15 protein-coding genes and 1 pseudogene are annotated in these 17,264 nt (G+C 68.4%); 8 read left to right on the top strand and 8 right to left on the bottom strand.

Features of this window, described 5'->3' with window-relative positions; genetic code table 11:
- Positions 1-46: 46 nt before the first annotated feature.
- The 5 genes from RHA1_RS04080 to metH are packed head-to-tail and all read right to left on the bottom strand — an operon-like array spanning position 47 to position 6,376.
- Positions 47-328 (bottom strand): phosphoribosyl-ATP diphosphatase, encoded by a 282-nt coding sequence (locus RHA1_RS04080; RefSeq protein ID WP_009473527.1) that lies wholly within the window; start codon positions 326-328, stop codon positions 47-49.
- Positions 329-353: 25 nt separating this feature from the next.
- Positions 354-1,247, bottom strand: a complete 894-nt coding sequence (locus RHA1_RS04085) for a pseudouridine synthase (RefSeq protein ID WP_009473528.1) — start codon at positions 1,245-1,247, stop codon at positions 354-356.
- A gap of 1 nt (position 1,248) precedes the next feature.
- A complete protein-coding gene (gene trhO, locus RHA1_RS04090) occupies positions 1,249-2,106 on the bottom strand; it encodes an oxygen-dependent tRNA uridine(34) hydroxylase TrhO (RefSeq protein ID WP_011594081.1) in 858 nt (285 codons plus the stop codon).
- Between the two features lie 15 nt (positions 2,107-2,121).
- Positions 2,122-2,814 carry an HAD family hydrolase gene (locus RHA1_RS04095; RefSeq protein WP_011594082.1) on the bottom strand — a complete coding sequence of 231 codons (693 nt, stop codon included), beginning with the start codon at positions 2,812-2,814 and terminating at the stop codon, positions 2,122-2,124.
- The gene (gene metH / locus RHA1_RS04100) at positions 2,807-6,376 is read right to left on the bottom strand and encodes a methionine synthase (RefSeq protein ID WP_011594083.1); all 3,570 of its coding nucleotides are present in this window, start codon (positions 6,374-6,376) and stop codon (positions 2,807-2,809) included. Before metH ends, RHA1_RS04095 begins: the two co-directional genes overlap by 8 nt.
- 51 nt (positions 6,377-6,427) lie before the next feature.
- On the opposite strand from metH, the gene RHA1_RS04105 reads away from it, so the two are divergent.
- The 6 genes and pseudogenes from RHA1_RS04105 to RHA1_RS04130 all read left to right on the top strand — a co-directional run bounded on the left by RHA1_RS04105 (position 6,428) and on the right by RHA1_RS04130 (position 14,212).
- Positions 6,428-7,369, top strand: coding sequence for a PAC2 family protein (locus tag RHA1_RS04105; protein WP_009473532.1), 942 nt, complete (start codon positions 6,428-6,430; stop codon positions 7,367-7,369).
- Complete coding sequence (locus RHA1_RS04110; protein ID WP_011594084.1) at positions 7,366-8,517, top strand: MFS transporter; 1,152 nt, start codon at positions 7,366-7,368, stop codon at positions 8,515-8,517. Before RHA1_RS04105 ends, RHA1_RS04110 begins: the two co-directional genes overlap by 4 nt.
- 90 nt (positions 8,518-8,607) lie before the next feature.
- Positions 8,608-11,103 carry a nitrite reductase large subunit NirB gene (gene nirB / locus RHA1_RS04115; protein ID WP_011594085.1) on the top strand — a complete coding sequence of 832 codons (2,496 nt, stop codon included), beginning with the start codon at positions 8,608-8,610 and terminating at the stop codon, positions 11,101-11,103.
- Entirely contained in the window at positions 11,100-11,426 is a 327-nt protein-coding gene (locus RHA1_RS04120) for a Rieske (2Fe-2S) protein (RefSeq protein WP_011594086.1), read from the top strand. The genes nirB and RHA1_RS04120 overlap by 4 nt, the downstream gene beginning before the upstream one ends.
- A gap of 124 nt (positions 11,427-11,550) precedes the next feature.
- A complete protein-coding gene (locus RHA1_RS04125) occupies positions 11,551-13,737 on the top strand; it encodes an acyltransferase family protein (protein ID WP_011594087.1) in 2,187 nt (728 codons plus the stop codon).
- A 165-nt stretch (positions 13,738-13,902) separates the two neighbouring features.
- Positions 13,903-14,212 (top strand): annotated as a pseudogene (locus RHA1_RS04130) (carboxymuconolactone decarboxylase family protein).
- Positions 14,213-14,226: 14 nt separating this feature from the next.
- Here the strand turns inward: RHA1_RS04130 and RHA1_RS04135 are convergent.
- On the bottom strand, positions 14,227-14,667 hold the full coding sequence (locus RHA1_RS04135; protein ID WP_050787242.1) for a DUF3224 domain-containing protein: 441 nt from the start codon (positions 14,665-14,667) through the stop codon (positions 14,227-14,229).
- Positions 14,668-14,732: 65 nt separating this feature from the next.
- Here RHA1_RS04135 and RHA1_RS04140 point away from each other — a divergent pair, with 65 nt between their 5' ends.
- Entirely contained in the window at positions 14,733-15,533 is an 801-nt protein-coding gene (locus tag RHA1_RS04140; RefSeq protein ID WP_011594090.1) for a helix-turn-helix domain-containing protein, read from the top strand.
- Between the two features lie 16 nt (positions 15,534-15,549).
- On the opposite strand, the gene RHA1_RS04145 is transcribed toward RHA1_RS04140, so the two are convergent.
- Positions 15,550-15,762, bottom strand: coding sequence for a helix-hairpin-helix domain-containing protein (locus tag RHA1_RS04145; protein WP_009473542.1), 213 nt, complete (start codon positions 15,760-15,762; stop codon positions 15,550-15,552).
- 11 nt (positions 15,763-15,773) lie between these two features.
- Positions 15,774-16,355, bottom strand: a complete 582-nt coding sequence (locus tag RHA1_RS04150; RefSeq protein ID WP_041811067.1) for a helix-turn-helix domain-containing protein — start codon at positions 16,353-16,355, stop codon at positions 15,774-15,776.
- 47 nt (positions 16,356-16,402) lie between these two features.
- Here RHA1_RS04150 and RHA1_RS04155 point away from each other — a divergent pair, with 47 nt between their 5' ends.
- Positions 16,403-17,254, top strand: coding sequence for a class I SAM-dependent methyltransferase (locus RHA1_RS04155; protein WP_009473544.1), 852 nt, complete (start codon positions 16,403-16,405; stop codon positions 17,252-17,254).
- Positions 17,255-17,264 lie beyond the last annotated feature (10 nt).

Consider the following 17,264-nt stretch of genomic DNA (forward strand, 5'->3'; position numbering starts at 1 on the left):
GCGGAGGGTTCCTTTCGGGAGCGGGTGGAGGAGTCTCGATCACCGATCACAGATGTCGGTAGACGTCCTCGAGCTTCAGGCCCTTACCCACCATCAGCACCTGCGTCCAGTACAGCAGCTGAGAGATCTCCTCGGCGAGCGCCTCGTCGCTCTCGTGCTCGGCGGCGATCCACACCTCACCCGCCTCTTCGAGAATCTTCTTTCCCTGCGAATGGACGCCGGCGTCCAAGGCGGCAACGGTGCCGGACCCCTCGGGGCGGGTAGCGGCACGCTCGGTCAGCTCGGCGAACAGGGATTCGAAGGTCTTCACGAGGACCCATTGTTTCACGCCGCCGCGGACCTCTCCGAACCGGTCACCACCCGAGTGTGCGGCGACTCTCGAACCGGCGGACCTCACCCGAACGGGGATCGGTGAACTCGATGGCCCGCGCCAGCAACCGCAACGGGGTCGAGAAGTCGCCAGGCTCGGAACGCCGGAAGTCCGGGTAGTAGTTGTCGCCCTCGATCGGCAACCCCAGCGACGACATATGCAACCGCAGTTGGTGTGTCCGGCCGGTCTTCGGCAGCAGGCGGTACCGCGCGCGGCCGTCGCGGGTATCGAGCAGGTCGACGACGGTCTCACTGTTCGGTTCGCCCGGTTCCTCCGTCGCCGTCATGATCCCGTGTTCCTTGACGATGCGACTGCGGATGGTGCGCGGAAACGCGAGCGCGGGGTCGTGCCCGGCGACGGCCTCGTATTCCTTGGTGACCTGCTGGGAGACGAACAGTTCCTGATACGGCCTGCGGTCTTCCCGCCTGATCAGGAACACCAGAACGCCGGCCGTCATCCGGTCGAGCCGGTGCGCCGGCGTCAGGTCGGGCAGGTCGAGCGCCCGCCGCAGCCGCACGACCGCCGTCTCGGTGATGTGCGCGCCCCGCGGGATGGTCGCGAGGAAATGGGGTTTGTCGATAACCACGAGGTGGTCGTCGCGGTGCAGGATGTCGATCTCGAACGGAACCGGGATCTCCGGTGCGGGGTCGCGGTAGAAGTACACGAAACGGGTCGGGGCATAACGGGTCCCTCGGTCGACCACCCTGCCGTGTTCGTCGACGACTTCCCCGCCGTCGATCAGCGACAGCCAGTGCGCGCGTTCGTCCGGGTACGTCTCGACCAGGAATTCGGCGACCGTCTTCGTGCCGACGCCCGCCGGCATCCGGATGCGGTCGGGTCCGAGGCCGTTGCGGACCGGCAGGGGCGCCCCCGCCACCTCAGCCCGCCCTGTTCTCGGTGCAGTCGGCGCAGACGAGCACGAGTTCGCGGCCCCGGTCGTCCGGCATATTCTCGTACCGGGACGTCGGACCCCCGCACGTGCTGCAGCGCCCCAGGGTCTTGGCCTGATCGCTGAACTCGATGCTCATCCGCTTGTCGAAGACGTACAGCGACCCCTCCCACAGGCCCGTGTCGCCGAATGCCTCGCCGTAGCGGACGATTCCGCCGTCCAGTTGGTAGACCTCACCGAACCCGCGCGAGCGCATCAGCGAGGACAGGACCTCGCACCGCACTCCCCCGGTGCAGTACGTGACGACGGCCTTGTCCTTGAGATGGTCGTACTTGCCGCTGTCGAGTTCGTGCACGAACTCGCGCGTGGTCGACACGTCGGGCACGACGGCGTCTCGGAATCGGCCGATCTCCGCCTCGAAACCGTTGCGCCCGTCGAAGAAGACGACGTCGTCACCGCGGCCCTCGACCAGGCGGTGCACCTCGTCGGGCGCCAGGTGGGTACCGCCGCCGACGACGCCGTCCGCGTCCACCTTCAGCTCGCCCGGCGCACCGAACGTCACGATCTCCGGCCGCACCTTGACGCTCAGCCGCGGGAAGTCGTCACCGAGCCCGTCCGACCACTTGATGTCGGCGTCCTTGAACGGCGCGTAGCTGCGGGTCCCCTTCACGTACCGCTTGACGTCGCGGATGTCGCCGCCGACCGTCGCGTTGATGCCGTGCTCGGAGACGAGGATCCGTCCGGTCAGGTTGTTCGCCTCGGCGAGTGTGTACTGCCACAGCCGTATCGCCTCCGGGTCGGCGAGCGGAGTGAACACGTAGAACAGCACGATTTTCGGAACAGCCACGGGAAACCAGACTACCTAGAGACGGACACCACTCCGCTGCGCCCACACCTCGGCGAGGTCGGCACCGGTGAGGCCCTCGAGACTGTCCCGGAACACCCGCCCGGGGCCGTCGGCCACCGCGATCTCGCACGGGACGACCAGGACGACGCAGCCCGCGGCCTGCGCGGACGCCGCACCTGTGGGCGAGTCCTCGATGGCGAGGCACTGCGACGGATCCAGCCCCAGCAGGGCCGCGCCCCGCAGATACGGGTCGGGATGCGGTTTACCTGCCGGTACCTCGTCGCCGCACACCGAGTGGTCGAAGTGGTGCCTGCCGAGCGTCTCGAGTGCCCGCTCGGTGAGGCGGCGCTCGGTGTTGGTCACCAGTGCCGACCTCAGGCCGTGCGCCCGGACGGTCTGCAGTGCGTCGTGGGCGCCCGGCCGCCACGGGATCCCGTCGCCGAACAGTTCCTCGACGCGGGTGAACATCCATTCCTTGGCCTCGGCGAGCGCCGCCGGGTCCCGGTCGAGCCCGAGGGCGTCGAAGATGACGCCGAGAGCGTTGGCGCTGGACGCACCGATCGTCTTCAGCCGCGTCTCCTCGGTCATCGGACCGCCGAGGTGCAGCGACAACTCGCGGACCGCGACGTCCCACATCTTCTCGGAATCGAGCAGCGTTCCGTCCATGTCCCACAGAACACCTGCGAGACCGTCGAATGCATCAGACATTGAAGTACTTCGCTTCGGGGTGGTGCAGCACGAACGCATCCGTGGACTGCTCGGGATGCAGCTGCAGTTCCTCCGACAACTTCACACCGATCCGTTCGGGTTCGAGGAGGGCGACCATCTTCGCGCGGTCCTCCAGGTTGGGGCAGGCGCCGTACCCGAAGGAGTACCGGGCACCGCGGTAGGCGAGGTCGAAGAATCCGGACACCTCGGACGGGTCCTGCTCGGCCACGTTGTGCCCGCCGGGCAGCACGAGTTCCTCGCGGACCCGTTGATGCCAGTACTCGGCCAGCGATTCCGTCAGCTGCACGCCGATACCGTGCACCTCGAGGTAGTCGCGGTAGGCGTTGGCGGCGAACAACTCGTTCGCGAAGTCCGCGATCGGCTGCCCCATCGTGACGAGCTGCATCGGGAACACGTCGACCTGACCGGTCTCCTTCGCCTCGGTGCGGGACCGGACGAAGTCGGCGACGCACAGGAAGCGGTCGCGGTGCTGGCGCGGGAACGTGAACCGGAAGCGTTCCTCCGCGTCGGGTGTCGGGTCGGTGAGCACGACCACGTCGTCGCCCTCGGACACCGCGGGGAAGTAGCCGTAGACGACGGCGGCGTGCGCGAGGATTCCCTCGGTGCTCAGCCGGTCCAGCCAGTACCGCAGGCGGGGGCGGCCTTCCGTCTCCACCAGTTCCTCGTACGTGGGACCGTCGCCGGAACGTTGCCCGCGCAGACCCCACTGCCCGAGGAACAGGGCCCGCTCGTCCAGCAGCCCCGAGTAGTCCGACAGCGACACACCCTTGACGATCCGGTTGCCCCAGAACGGCGGGGTCGGGACCACGATGTCGGTGGCCACGTCGGATCGCTCGGGCACCTCGATCGGGGTCTCGGCGGCCTTGCGCTTCTCCGCGATCCGCTTGGACCGCTCGTGGCGTGCCTTGCGTTCGGCCGCTTTCTCGCGGGCCGCGATCGCTTCCGGGCTGTCCGGGTCGGGTCCGCCGCCACGCTTGACGGCCATGATCTCGTCCATCCGGTGCAGGCCCTCGAACGCGTCACGCGCGTAGCTGACGTCGCCCTCGTACACCTCGGCCAGGTCGTTCTCCACGTACGAACGGGTCAGCGCGGCGCCGCCGAGGAGGACGGGGAACTTCTCCGCGACACCCTTGGCGTTGAGTTCCTGCAGGTTGTCCTTCATCACCACGGTCGACTTCACGAGCAGCCCCGACATGCCGATGACGTCGGCCTTCTGCTCGATCGCCGCGTCGAGGATCGTCGCGATCGGCTGCTTGATGCCCAGGTTCACCACGTCGTACCCGTTGTTGCTCAGGATGATGTCGACGAGGTTCTTGCCGATGTCGTGGACGTCGCCCTTCACGGTGGCGATGACGATGCGGCCCTTGCCGTCCTCGTCGGTGGCCTCCATGTGCGGTTCGAGGTACGCCACGGCCGCCTTCATCACCTCGGCCGACTGCAGCACGAACGGCAACTGCATCTGCCCGGATCCGAAGAGTTCGCCGACGGTCTTCATACCGGACAACAGGGTCTCGTTGATGATCGCGAGTGGCGGCTTCTCCTCCATCGCGGCGGTGAGGTCGTCGTCGAGGCCGTTGCGTTCGCCGTCGACGATGCGCCGTTCCAGCCGCTCGAACAGCGGCAGCGCCGCCAGTTCCTGGGCGCGGGATTCACGCGCCGACGCCGCGGAGACGCCCTCGAACAGTTCCATCAGCTTCTGCAGCGGGTCGTAGCCCTCGCGGCGGCGGTCGTAGACCAGGTCGAGTGCCGTTTCCCGCTGTTCGTCGGGGATCCGTGCCATCGGCAGGATCTTCGACGCATGCACGATGGCCGTGTCCAGGCCGGCCTCGGTGCACTCGTGCAGGAACACCGAGTTCAGGACCTGCCGGGCCGCCGGGTTGAGACCGAACGAGATGTTGGACACGCCGAGGGTGAAGTGCACCCGCGGATGCCGCTTCTTGAGCTCACGGATCGCCTCGATCGTTTCGATGCCGTCGCGGCGGACCTCTTCCTGACCGGTGGAGATCGGGAACGTCAGCGCGTCGATGATGATGTCGGACTCGTCGAGGCCCCAGTTCGCGGTGATGTCGTCGAGCAGGCGCTCGGCGATGCGGACCTTGTGCTCCGCAGTGCGCGCCTGGCCCTCCTCGTCGATGGTCAGCGCGACGACGGCGGCGCCGTGCTCCGTGACGAGCCGCATGATCTTCTGGAACCGCGAGTCCGGGCCGTCGCCGTCCTCGTAGTTGACGGAGTTCACGGCGCACCTGCCGCCGAGATGCTCGAGTCCGGCCTGCAGGACCGCGGGCTCGGTGGAGTCGAGCATGATCGGCAGCGTCGACGACGTCGCGAACCGGCTCGCGAGGGCGGCCATGTCGACGGCACCGTCGCGTCCGACGTAGTCGACGTTGAGGTCGAGCATGTGGGCGCCGTCGCGGGTCTGGTCCTTCGCGATGTCGAGGCACTTCTGGTAGTCCTCGGCGATCATCGCCTCGCGAAATGCCTTGGAGCCGTTGGTGTTCGTGCGTTCACCGATCATCAGGATGCTGGCGTCCTGCTGGAACGGCACCGCCGTGTACAGCGAGGACGTCCCCGACTCGTGAACCGGGTTCCGCTCGGCCTTCTCGACCAGACGGACCGCTTCGGCCACCTGCCGGATGTGCTCGGGAGTGGTGCCGCAGCAGCCGCCGACCAGACCGAGTCCGAACTCGGTGACGAAGCCGCTGAGCGCCTCGGCGAGCTCCTCCGCGGTGAGCGGGTACTCGGCGCCGTTCGGGCCGAGCTGCGGCAGTCCGGCGTTGGGCATCACCGACACCGGAAGGGAGCTGTACTTGGACAGGTGGCGGAGATGTTCGCTCATCTCGGCGGGACCGGTCGCGCAGTTGAGGCCGATCATGTCGATACCGAGCGGCTCGAGCGCGGTCAGCGCGGCACCGATCTCGCTGCCGAGGAGCATCGTGCCGGTGGTCTCGACCGTGACGTGGGTGATGATCGGCAGCCGCGAACCCAGCGTCTCCATCGCCCGCTGACTGCCGAGGATGGCGGCCTTCACCTGCAGCAGGTCCTGGCAGGTCTCGACGAGGATCGCGTCGGCTCCCCCGTCGATCATGCCCATCGCTGCCTCCGCGTAGGCGTCGCGGAGGATCGCGAACGGCGCGTGGCCCAGCGTCGGCAGCTTGGTTCCCGGTCCCATCGAGCCGAGGACGAAGCGGCCCATGCCGTCGCGTCCGGGCCCCATCTCGTCGGCCACGTCACGCGCCAGCCGGGTGCCCTTCTCGGCCAGTTCACGGATACGGTCCGAAATGTCGTAATCGGCGAGGTTGGGTAGGTTGCACCCGAACGTGTTGGTCTCGACGGCGTCGGCCCCGGCCTCGAAGTACGCGCGGTGGATGTCTTTCAGCACGTCAGGGCGGGTGTCGTTGAGGATTTCGTTGCAGCCTTCGAGCCCGAGGAAGTCGTCGAGCGTGAGGTCCGCGGCCTGCAACATGGTGCCCATGGCTCCGTCGCCGATGACAACGCGCTGGTTCAACGCATCGAGCAGGGCAGAGTGAAATGGCGCAGACATGCCGTCCAGACTAGTGGGCGCGCGAACCAATGCTGGCCGTAGGCTGGGTGGGTGAGTTCCAGTGAGTTCCCCGTCACGCCTGCGGGCCGCGACGACGACACCCCCGACACCGAGGACGCCGGTGCGACGGACAGTGGCGTGCCCGTACTGCGTGACCCTGTCCTCGTCGCCGCCTTCGAGGGCTGGAACGACGCCGGCGATGCCGCGAGCGGAGCCGTCGAGCACCTCGAGTTGACCTGGGACGCCCAGCCGCTCGCCGAGCTGGACTCCGAGGAGTACTACGACTACCAGGTCAATCGACCCACGGTGCGGCAGGTCGACGGTGTCACCCGGGAGATCGTGTGGCCCGCCACCCGCCTGTCGGTGTGCTCGCCTCCCGGCAGCGACCGCGACGTGGTTCTGCTGCGTGGGATCGAACCGAACATGCGCTGGCGCAGCTTCTGCGAGGACCTCCTCGAGCTGATCGACCAGCTGCAGATCAACACCGTGGTGATCCTCGGGGCGCTGCTCGCGGACACCCCGCACACGCGGCCGGTCCCGGTGACGGGCAGCGCATACAGCAGTGAGGCCGCCGAGCGGTTCAAGCTCGAGCAGACCCGCTACGAGGGGCCGACCGGGATCACCGGGGTGCTGCAGGACGCGTGTGTCCGGGCCGGTGTGCCTGCCGTGTCGTTCTGGGCGGCCGTGCCCCACTACGTGTCCCAGCCGCCGAATCCCAAGGCCACGGTGGCGCTGCTGCAACGCGTCGAGGATGTCCTGGACATCGAGGTTCCCCTCGGAGAACTCCCGGCCCAGGCCGACGACTGGCAGGAAGCCGTCACCGAGATGACCGCGGACGACGAGGAGATCGGCGAGTACGTCCGTTCCCTCGAGGAGCGCGGCGACGCCGAGACCGACATCTCCGACGCCATCTCGAAGATCGACGGTGACGCGCTCGCCGCCGAGTTCGAGCGATATCTCCGCAGGCGTGGGCCCGGCAGCTTCGGGCTGTGACGAAGAACTCATCCGAGTCGCTTCGTTCCTCGCTCCAGCGCACGGCGCTCTACGCCGGCGGTTTCCTCGGTCCGTTCGGCGGCGGGGTCGTCGCGTCGATCCTTCCCGAGATCGGGGACGACCTCGGCGTGAGTGCGTCCGCCGCGGCGGGCTCGCTGACGGCGTACCTGCTGCCGTTCGCGTTGCTGATGCTCGTCTCGGGCACGCTGGGCGCGCGGTGGGGGCAGACGCGGACCGTGCGGATCGCGTACGGCGTCTACCTGCTGTCGTCGCTGGCGTGTTTCGTGGCGCCGACGCTGCCGCTCTTCCTCGGCGCCCGCGTGCTCCAGGGGTGTTCGAACTCGTTCACGACGCCGCTGCTGCTGGCGGCGCTCGCCGCCTCGACTCCGCAGAAGCATCTGGGCCGGGCACTGGGGGTCTTCGGCGCCTTCCAGGCCGCAGGAACGTCGAGCGCGCCGCTCGTCGGCGGGCTCGCGGCGGAGGTCGACTGGCGCCTCGCCTTCCTCGTCATCGCCCTCGTGGCCGCGGTGCTGGGTCTGGTCGGCGTTCCCGACAGCGCTTCCGCCGAGCCGGGGGCACCGCGCCCGCGACTGCGCGACGCCCTCACCCCGTCGGTGCTGAGAATCGGGGTGGTGGCACTCCTCGGCTGGGGTGCACTCGGTGGGCTGAGCTTCCTGGTGGCGTTCCGCGCCGAGGACGCCTTCGGGCTGAGCCCGACCCAGCGCGGGCTGCTGCTCACCGGGTTCGGCGTGGCAGGCATCCTCACCGCCCGCCTCGTCGGCGGTGTCATCGACAAGATCGGGGCCCGGGCCGCCGTTCTGATCGGCGCGGTCGGCGGGGCGATTCTCGTCGCGGTCGCCGGGACCGTGTCTCTCCTCGCGGTCGTGGCCGTGGCGTGGTTCGCGGCCGGAATCGCCGGTCAGTTCGTCCTGGTGGGTGTCAACGCCGCCGTGCTCGGGTCGCCGGGCCCGAACCGGGGCGGCTCGGTGTCCGTCGTGCAGGCGCTGCGGTTCATGGGCAACGCGCTCGCCCCGATCACCCTCACCCCGGTGTATTCGGTGTCGCCCGCGGCCGGCTTCCTGCTGCCCGCCCTGCTCCTCGCCGTGCTGGCCCCGCTGCTCATGCCCCGCGACCGCGCACCCGCCTGACACGACTTCCGGGAGGACTGTGAGGTGTTCCTGATTCCCACGTAACGTGCGCGCAGCCGTTACGACACTCCCGAGGCGGAGCCTCGACGCATGGCCAACACACCGAGTTCGAGCAAGCTGCTGGTCGTCGGCAACGGTATGGCCGGCGCACGCACCGTCGAGGAGATCCTGAACCGCGGCGGCGGCGAGCGTTTCGCGATCACCATGATCGGCGACGAGCCCTACGGCAACTACAACCGGATCATGCTCTCGCACGTGCTGTCCGGGGAGGCGGCCACCGACGACGAGGACCTCATCCTCAACCCCATGGGCTGGTACACCGCCAACGGCGTCAAACTCCACGCCGGCGACCGCGCGGTCGTACTCGACCGGTTCGCGAAGACCGTCACCTGCGAGAGCGGCCGCGTCGTCGACTACGACGTGCTCATCATCGCCACAGGAAGCAACACGTTTTTTCCCAACATGGACGGGTTGCGCGAGCACGACGGGCGCCTGGCCCGCGGGGTGTTCGGATTCCGGAACATCGCCGACACCAACGGCATGCTGCAGATGGCGCAGGCCCGCGACGACGTGTCCGCGGTGGTGATCGGCGGCGGCCTGCTCGGTCTGGAGGCCGCGTACGGGCTGCGCACACAGGGGCTCACCGTCAACGTCGTCCACTCCCCCGGGCACCTGATGAACCAGCAACTCGACGAACGCGGCGGCAGCGTCCTGCGCGCCGAGATCGAGAAACTCGGCGTCGGCGTCCACACCTCGATGCGGACCACTGCCGTGCTGCGCGACGAAGCGGGCCTGGTGACCGGGGTGTCGTTCGTCGACGGCTCCACCCTGGACGCCGACATGGTCGTCGTCACCGCCGGAATCCGGCCCAACACCGAACTCGCACGGGCCGCCGGGCTGGTGGTCGAACGCGGCGTCGTGGTGGACGACCAGATGCGCTGCGAGGACGAGGGTTCCGTGTACGCCGTCGGCGAGTGCGCACAGCACCGTGGGGAGACCTACGGCCTCGTCGCCCCGGTGTGGGAGCAGTCGGTCATCCTCGCCGAAGTCCTCACCGGCTCCAATCCCGAAGCGGCGTACGTCGGTTCGCGCACCACCACAAAACTGAAGGTCGCCGGTGTCGACGTGGCCGCGATGGGCGTCAAGGGACCGGAGACGGCGGACGACGAGTTCGTCCAGTACTACGAACCGCGCAGCGGCACGTACAAGAGCCTCGTCGTCCGCGACGGCAAGCTGATCGGCGCCACCCTGATGGGCGACATCAGCAAGGCGGGTTTCCTCACGCAGGCGTTCGACGGCAAGGTGCCGCTGCCCGAGGAGCGGATCAGCATGCTCTTCGACGTCGGATCCCAGAGCGCCGCGACGAGTGTCGCAGATCTCCCCGACGACCAGCAGGTGTGCAACTGCAACGGCGTGAGCAAGGGCGATCTGGTGGCGTGCGTCCATTCCGGCGCCAAGACCCTCACCGACGTCTGCGCACAGACCCGGGCCGGCAAGGGCTGCGGCTCGTGCAAGGGACTCGTCGCCGACATCGTGGCCTGCGCCGCGGGCGGCGAACTCGAGGCCGACCCCTCCGCGGACTGGTATGTGCCCTGCATCCCGATGACGAAGCCCGAACTCATCGCGACCATCCGGGAACGCGATCTCCGCGCCGTGTCCCAGGTGTTCGCCGAGCTTGCGACGGACGCGAAGGAGGACGCGTCCGCGAAGATGCCCCTGGCCTCGCTGCTCCGCACCATCTGGGGGCCCGACTGGGTGGACGAGCGCGGCGCGCTGTTCATCAACGACCGCGTGCACGCCAACATCCAGCGCGACGGCACGTTCTCGGTGGTCCCGCAGATGAAGGGCGGCGTCACCACGCCTGAGCAACTCCGCACGATCGCCGACGTGGCCGACAAGTACGGCGTGCCGCTCGTGAAGGTCACCGGCGGGCAGCGCATCGACCTGCTCGGCATCAAGAAGGAAGACCTCCCCAAGGTGTGGGGTGACCTCGACATGCCGTCCGGGTTCGCGTACGGCAAGAGCATGCGCACGGTGAAGACGTGCGTCGGAACCGATTTCTGCCGCTACGGTCTCGGCGATTCGACTAGCCTCGGCATCGCGCTCGAGGAACGATTCCAGGGCCTGGAAACGCCCGCGAAGCTGAAACTCGCGGTCGCCGGGTGCCCACGTAACTGCTCGGAGGCCCTGTGCAAGGACTTCGGTGTGGTCGCGGTCGGCGACGGCCGATGGGAAATCTACGTCGGCGGCGCCGCCGGAGCGCACATCCGCAAGGGCGATCTGCTGGCCACGGTCGAATCACCCAAAGCCGTAGTGGAACTCGGCGGCCGGTTCATCCAGTACTACCGCGAGAACGCGAAATGGCTCGAACGCACGTACGACTTCGTGCCGCGGGTGGGACTCGAACATCTTCAGGCGCTACTGGTCCGAGACGAGGAGGACATCGTGACGGGATTGGACGAGCGGATCCAGACGGCGGTGGACGGCTACCGGGATCCCTGGAAGGAGCGCAGCGCGCCGAAATCGCCCGCACAGTTCGCTCCGTCGCTCCCGCTGCTGCCGCTGCCCCAGGTGCCGGTCCGATGACCGCCCTGATCGAGGGGCCTTCCGAGGTCGCGGTGGGGCCGGTCAGCGACCTGACGCCGGGCGAAGGCCGGACGTACGTCGTGCTGAACCGTCAGGTGGCCGTATTCCTGTTGTCGGACGGCACCGTTCGGGCGATGGACGCGGTGTGCCCGCACAAGGGCGGTCCCCTCGCCGACGGACAGATCGACGCCACCGGCGTGATGTGCCCGCTCCACCAGTACACGTTCGCCTTCGACACGGGCGCCTGCCTATCCGAGGGTGTGGGCTCGGTCCGCACCTACTCCGCCTCGGTTCGCGAAGGGTCGGTGGTCGTGTACGTGTGAGAGGCCGCTCACCGGCGCTGTGTCCTGATACGGCGTGCCTTTCGGGAAAGTCCCGGCACCGCTGTCATCATGAGCTCAATGCTGCAGCTGAAGGAGCGCGTCGCATGGACAGATCGCTGGTCGCGTGAATACCGTCGCGAGTCCGGAACGGCGACGCCGGTCCGGTAGCCGCCCTCCGGTCGGTGTCCAGCCGGCCGAGACGAGGTTCCGCGCGGACATCGAGGGGCTGCGGGCCGTCGCGGTGCTGGCCGTGGTCCTCTTTCATGCGGGCGTACCCGGAATCGGCGGAGGGTTCGTCGGCGTCGACATCTTCTTCGTCGTCTCGGGGTTTCTCATCACGGGGCTGCTGTGGCGGAACGTCGCGACCACCGGCCGCGTGCGGTTGGCCGAGTTCTATGGTGCGCGGGCCCGCAGGCTGCTGCCCGCCGGGTGCATCGTGCTGGTGGCCACTGCGATCGGTGCGGCCCTGCTCCTGCCCCCTCTGCAGGCCCGCGCGGTCCTCGGTGACGGGATCGCCGGTGCGCTGTACGTCGGCAACTACCGGTTCGCCCTGCACGGCACCGACTATCTGGCCGCCGACGCGCCCCCGTCACCGTTCCAGCACTACTGGTCGCTCGGCGTGGAAGAGCAGTTCTACCTGCTGTGGCCGGCGCTGATCATCGGGGTCGCCTGGCTCGTCCGGCGCAGGACACGGCGCCTCGACGCGGATGAAACACCGTCGACGATCCCGTATCTGATCGTGCTCGCCGTGGTCGCGGCAGTGTCGTTCGCGGTCTCGCTCGACTGGACCAGCACACTCCCGCCGTGGGCGTTCTTCTCGTTGCCCGCCCGCGCCTGGGAACTGGCCGCGGGCGGGTTGGTCGCCCTGTCGGTTCGGCACTGGCAGCGGCTGCCGTCGGTGGTCGCCGCCGCAGCCGGGTGGACGGGTTTCGCGCTGATCGTCGTCGCCTGTGTTCGACTCGGTGAGACGACGCCCTACCCCGGAACCGCCGCGCTGGTGCCGGTCGCCGGCACGGTGCTGGTGATCGGGGCGGGGTGTGCCGCGCCCCGGCTGGGGGTCGGGCGGAGCCTGTCGCTGCCGCCGATGCGGGCGGTCGGTCGGGTGTCCTATTCCTGGTACCTGTGGCACTGGCCGGTGCTGCTGCTCGCGCCGATCGTGCTCGGCCGCTCGCTCGACCTGACCGATCGTCTGGCGATGGTCATGGTGTCCGCGGGTCTGGCCGGACTGACACTGGTCCTGGTCGAGAATCCCGTCCGCTTCGCTGCTCCGCTGCGTCGTTCGGCCTCGCGCAGCCTTGTACTCGGCGGCGCCGTCACCGCCATCGCTGTCTGTGCGGCACTGGTGCTGCTGATCGCGCGGCCGGTTCCGGTCGGACACGGAGCCGCGGCCACAGCCCTCACCGTCTCTGCGCCGGCCGAATCGGCGCCTACCGCAGTCGATCCGCGCGACGCGGCGGTGCAGGACATGACCGCGCAGGTGCAGACGGCGGTCGCGGAATCGGCAGGGCTGCAAGCGGTCCCGTCGAATCTGTCTCCACCGCTCGCCGACGCGCCGGCAGACAAGCCGGAGGTGTTCGTCAACGGCTGTGTGCGGTCGTGGCTCGAAGTGGGTCAGGGCGAGTGCGCGTCGGGGGACGTGGCGTCTCCGACGACGGTGGCGCTGGTCGGCGATTCGCATGCCGCGATGTGGGCCCCGGCATTCGAATCGGCCGCCGAGCAGAATCATTGGCGGCTCGAGACGATGGGCAAGGTCACCTGCCCGCTCCTCGACCTCCCACTCACCAGCCCCTACCTCGGGCGGGAATACACCGAGTGCGAGCAGTGGCGCGGCGAGATCGTCGACCGTTTGCGGACCGAACGGCCCCGGTTGGTCGTGCTGAGCATGTCTCGGCGGTACGGCGCCGATTTCGGTTTCACCGTCTACGGTCAGGCATGGCTCGACAGCCTGACCCGGCTGGTCACGGAACTGCGGGCCACGGGCGCGGCCGTCCTCGTCCTCGGACCGATCCCGGATCCGCAGTCGACCGTGCCGACGTGCCTGTCCGCCCACCTGGACGACGCGACCGCCTGCTCGCCGCCCCGGCCTGTCGCGGTGAACGACGCCGGCGTCGCGGCCGAGGCGGTGGCCACCGCGGCAGGCGGCGGACGGTACGCCGACCTCACCGCCCTGTTCTGCACCACCGAGCGCTGCCCCGTCATCGTCGGCAACGACCTCGTGTACCGCGACGACAACCACCTGACCCTCGAACACGCTCAGGCACTCTCGCCCGTCGTCGCCGCGCTGGCCGACCGGGCACTCGCACCGGGCTGAGCGGTAGCGAAAGTTCCTGCAATCACATCCGGTTCGGGTGACACATTCGGTTCCTGGACGGTGTCTCATGCCGAGAGCACAACAACTGGAGGAGGAATTGTAGCCGGCAATACCTGGATCCCGAAGGCCGAGCTGACCGGCATCTACGGCGCGGTCGTCAAGCGGATGTCCCGCAAGATGCTCGGCGAGGTGGCCGAGCCGGTCGAGGCCGATGGCGCCAATCGGACGTGTTCACGCCGCTGAGCGAGACGTGCTCGAGTACGCCGAAGCGATGACCCATACCCCGCCGACGGTCACCGACGAAACGTCAGCCAGGCTGCTCGAGGCGCTCGGCCCGGCCGCGCTGGTGGAACTGACCGCGTTCATCGCCCTGGCGAATCTCATGACACGCACCAACACCGCGTTCGGCATCGAATCACAGGGCTTCGCGACGGCGTGCGGCCTGAAGCCCCTCGCCGCACCCTCGACAACGTGAGCGACGTCGAAATGTCAGCCGACGTCGTACGACAGTACGAATTCGTAGCCGCTGTCATCGGGCCCCGCGATGGACAGGTCCGCGCTGCCGCGTAGGTCGACCAGACCGCCGGTGCCCATACCCGGCACCACCTCGATCCGGGCCGACACCGAACCCTGATCCTGGCTGCCGATGTGCTGGAACACGCACGTCCCGTCGTGCCCGCCGATCGAGCCCTCGAAACGCTCGAGACCGAGCACCGGCGCGGCATCGGCCTTGTACGCGATCAGATAGACCACGGTGCTCGTTCCCTCGATGTCCCCGGAGTACGAGTACGCGACGGTCGCTCGGTTGGCTCCGCGCGTGGGGTAGTAGGTGTCGCCGGCGGTCGTGCCTTCGCCGTCGATGTCGACGATCACCGATTCCGACCACGCGGCGATGGAGAACTTGCCTCGTGCAGTGTGTGAGTAGCTCATGACACGTGACTCTAGGTACGCGACAGCGTGCGGTTCTTGAACATTCGCGACACTAGGATGAGCGAATGCCGACTGTGCCGGGACACCCCGAGGCGATCGTCCGCCCGACGGCCGCCGCACCGGGGTTCGAGGTCGAACGGGTCGCTCCCCGAGAGGCTTTGGCCGAGTTCGTCGATTACCACTGGCTGGTGAGGTGGTCGGTGCCGACGCCCCATCGACAGCAGGTGGTGCCCCAGCCCCGCGTTCATGTCGCTGCCGAGGACGGACAGTTGCTGGTGCACGGGATCTCCCGGTCGCCGTTCTACCGAACATTGACCGGGAACGGTCACGTGCTGGGAGCCGCCTTCCACGCCGGAGGGTTCCGGCCTCTGCTCAACGGCAGTGTCGGCGCGATCTCGGGAACCGTCCAGCCCGGTCGGCATCTGCTCGCCGGTGACGATCGCCCGGTCGCGGAGCGGATCCTCGCCGGCACGGACAGCGCGGAGATGATCGACGCCTTCGAGCGATACCTTCTCCGCACCGATCCCGTTCCGGATCCGACGGGACGGGAGATCACAGCCCTGGTGGGCGACGCCCAGTGCAACCGCGACATCGTCCGGGCAGACCAGCTCGCCGCACATGCCGGCTGCAGTCTGCGCACCCTGCAACGGCTGTTCACCGAGTACGTCGGTATCGGCCCGAAGTGGGTGATCCAGCGATTCCGCATCCTCGACGCGGCCGGCGCCGCGCACTCGGGCGAGAGGATCGACTGGTCGGCGCTCGCCTACGAACTGGGGTTCAGCGACCAGGCTCACCTGACCCGTGTCTTCACTCACGTGGTCGGGACACCACCGGCCACCTATCAGCGCACTCACGGCCTGCTGTAGCGCGGCCGGGCTCGGTTCACTTCGCGAAGCCGAGCCCCCGCTCCGCGAGTTCCTCCTCGAGGATTCGGATCGCCTTCGGTCCGACGCCGTGGATCTTCAACAGTTCCTTGGCGGTGACCGTCGTCAGTTGATCGAAACGCGTATAGCCGTGGGACGCGAGCTCACGCCGGGAGACCTTCCCCATGCTTGCCGGAAACTCTGTCTGACCTGTGGTGTCGGAAGTCGACATGTCCGTCCTTTCTACTCGTTGCGCTCGGCGTGCAGGTGGGCACGCTCCCCGTCGTGGTCGAAGATCGTGAGGATCTCGACGGGACCGTCGTGGGCGCCGATGGAGTGCGGCACCATGGTCGAGAACTCCGCTGCGGCACCGGCTTCGACAAGTATGGTTCGCTCACCGAGCTGCAGGCGGGCCGTCCCAGACAGCACCGTGAACCACTCGTGGCCGGGGTGCACACTCACATGCTCGGGGCCGGCGGGCCGATCGGGGGTGATGCGCATCTTCGCCACGGTCGCGCCGTGGAGCGCGCGTTCGCGGGACAGCAGCCAGATCGTCAGGCCTCTCGTGTGTTCGGGCTGCGGCCGGATCACCACGTCCTCGTCCTCGACGGACTCGACGAGCTGATCGAGCGTGGTGCCGAGGGCCCGCGCGATCGGGACCAGTTGGTCGAGGGCGATCCTGCGGTGGCCGGTCTCGATGCGGCTCAGCGTGGACGGACTGAGAAAGCAGCGCGCAGCGAGCACGTCCAGTGACCAGCCGCGGGCCAGCCGAAGCCCCCTGATGCGTTGACGGATCACGCTGTCCAACCCGACTTCTTGCGTCATAGGCAAGAGTGTATGCGTGCAACGCAGGGTGTGGCTAGCCTGGAGCCATGACACAGCATTCCCATCACCACAGCAGTCACCACGGCGGGCACACTCCCGAGCACGAGGCGGCGCTCGCGGATCTACTGGACCTGGACGCCGAGGTGCTCGGGTCCTACCTGGATTCGGTGGCCGAATGGGTCGGACAGCGCACCCGAGACACCCCGCGGCGGGTCGTCGACGTGGGTGCGGGCACGGGCGTCGGCAGCCTGACCCTGGCTCGACAATTCCCCGCGGCAGAGGTGATCGCGATCGACAGGTCGGAGATGATGCTCACGCGCCTGCGCACGGCCGCGCACGGGCAGGGGCTGGCCGGCCGAGTGAGCGTCGTGCACGCCGATCTGAATGTCGCCTGGCCGGCAGTGGGCGCGGCGGACGTCGTGTGGGCAGCCTCCTCGTTGCACGAGGTCGCCGACCCCGACCGGGTGCTCCAGGACATGTACGGCGCGCTGAACACCGGCGGCGTGCTGGTGGTCGTCGAAATGGACGCGCTGCCGCGCCTCCTGCCGGACGACCTCGGCCTGGGCCGCCCTGGCCTGGAGACGCGCTGCCACGAAGCCTTGGCGCGATTGGACTGGAACGCGCACCCGAACTGGCGGACCCACGTGGAACGGGCCGGTTTCGTAGACGTCGAGGAGCGCAGTTTCACCAGCGAGGCAACCCCGGCCCCGCCGAGCACCGGACTCTATGCACAGAATTTCCTGCGCCGCATTCGCTCCGCGCTCGACGGACAACTTGCCGCCGACGACCGCGACACTCTCGATCACCTTCTCGCGGACGACAACCCCGACAGCGTCCTGCACCGAGGGGATCTGACGGTGCGGGGCAGCCGGACCGTCTGGATCGCCCGACGCCCCTGAACCGCCGGAC

This window comes from Rhodococcus jostii RHA1, from assembly GCF_000014565.1.
GTDB classification, from domain to species: domain Bacteria; phylum Actinomycetota; class Actinomycetes; order Mycobacteriales; family Mycobacteriaceae; genus Rhodococcus_F; species Rhodococcus_F jostii_A.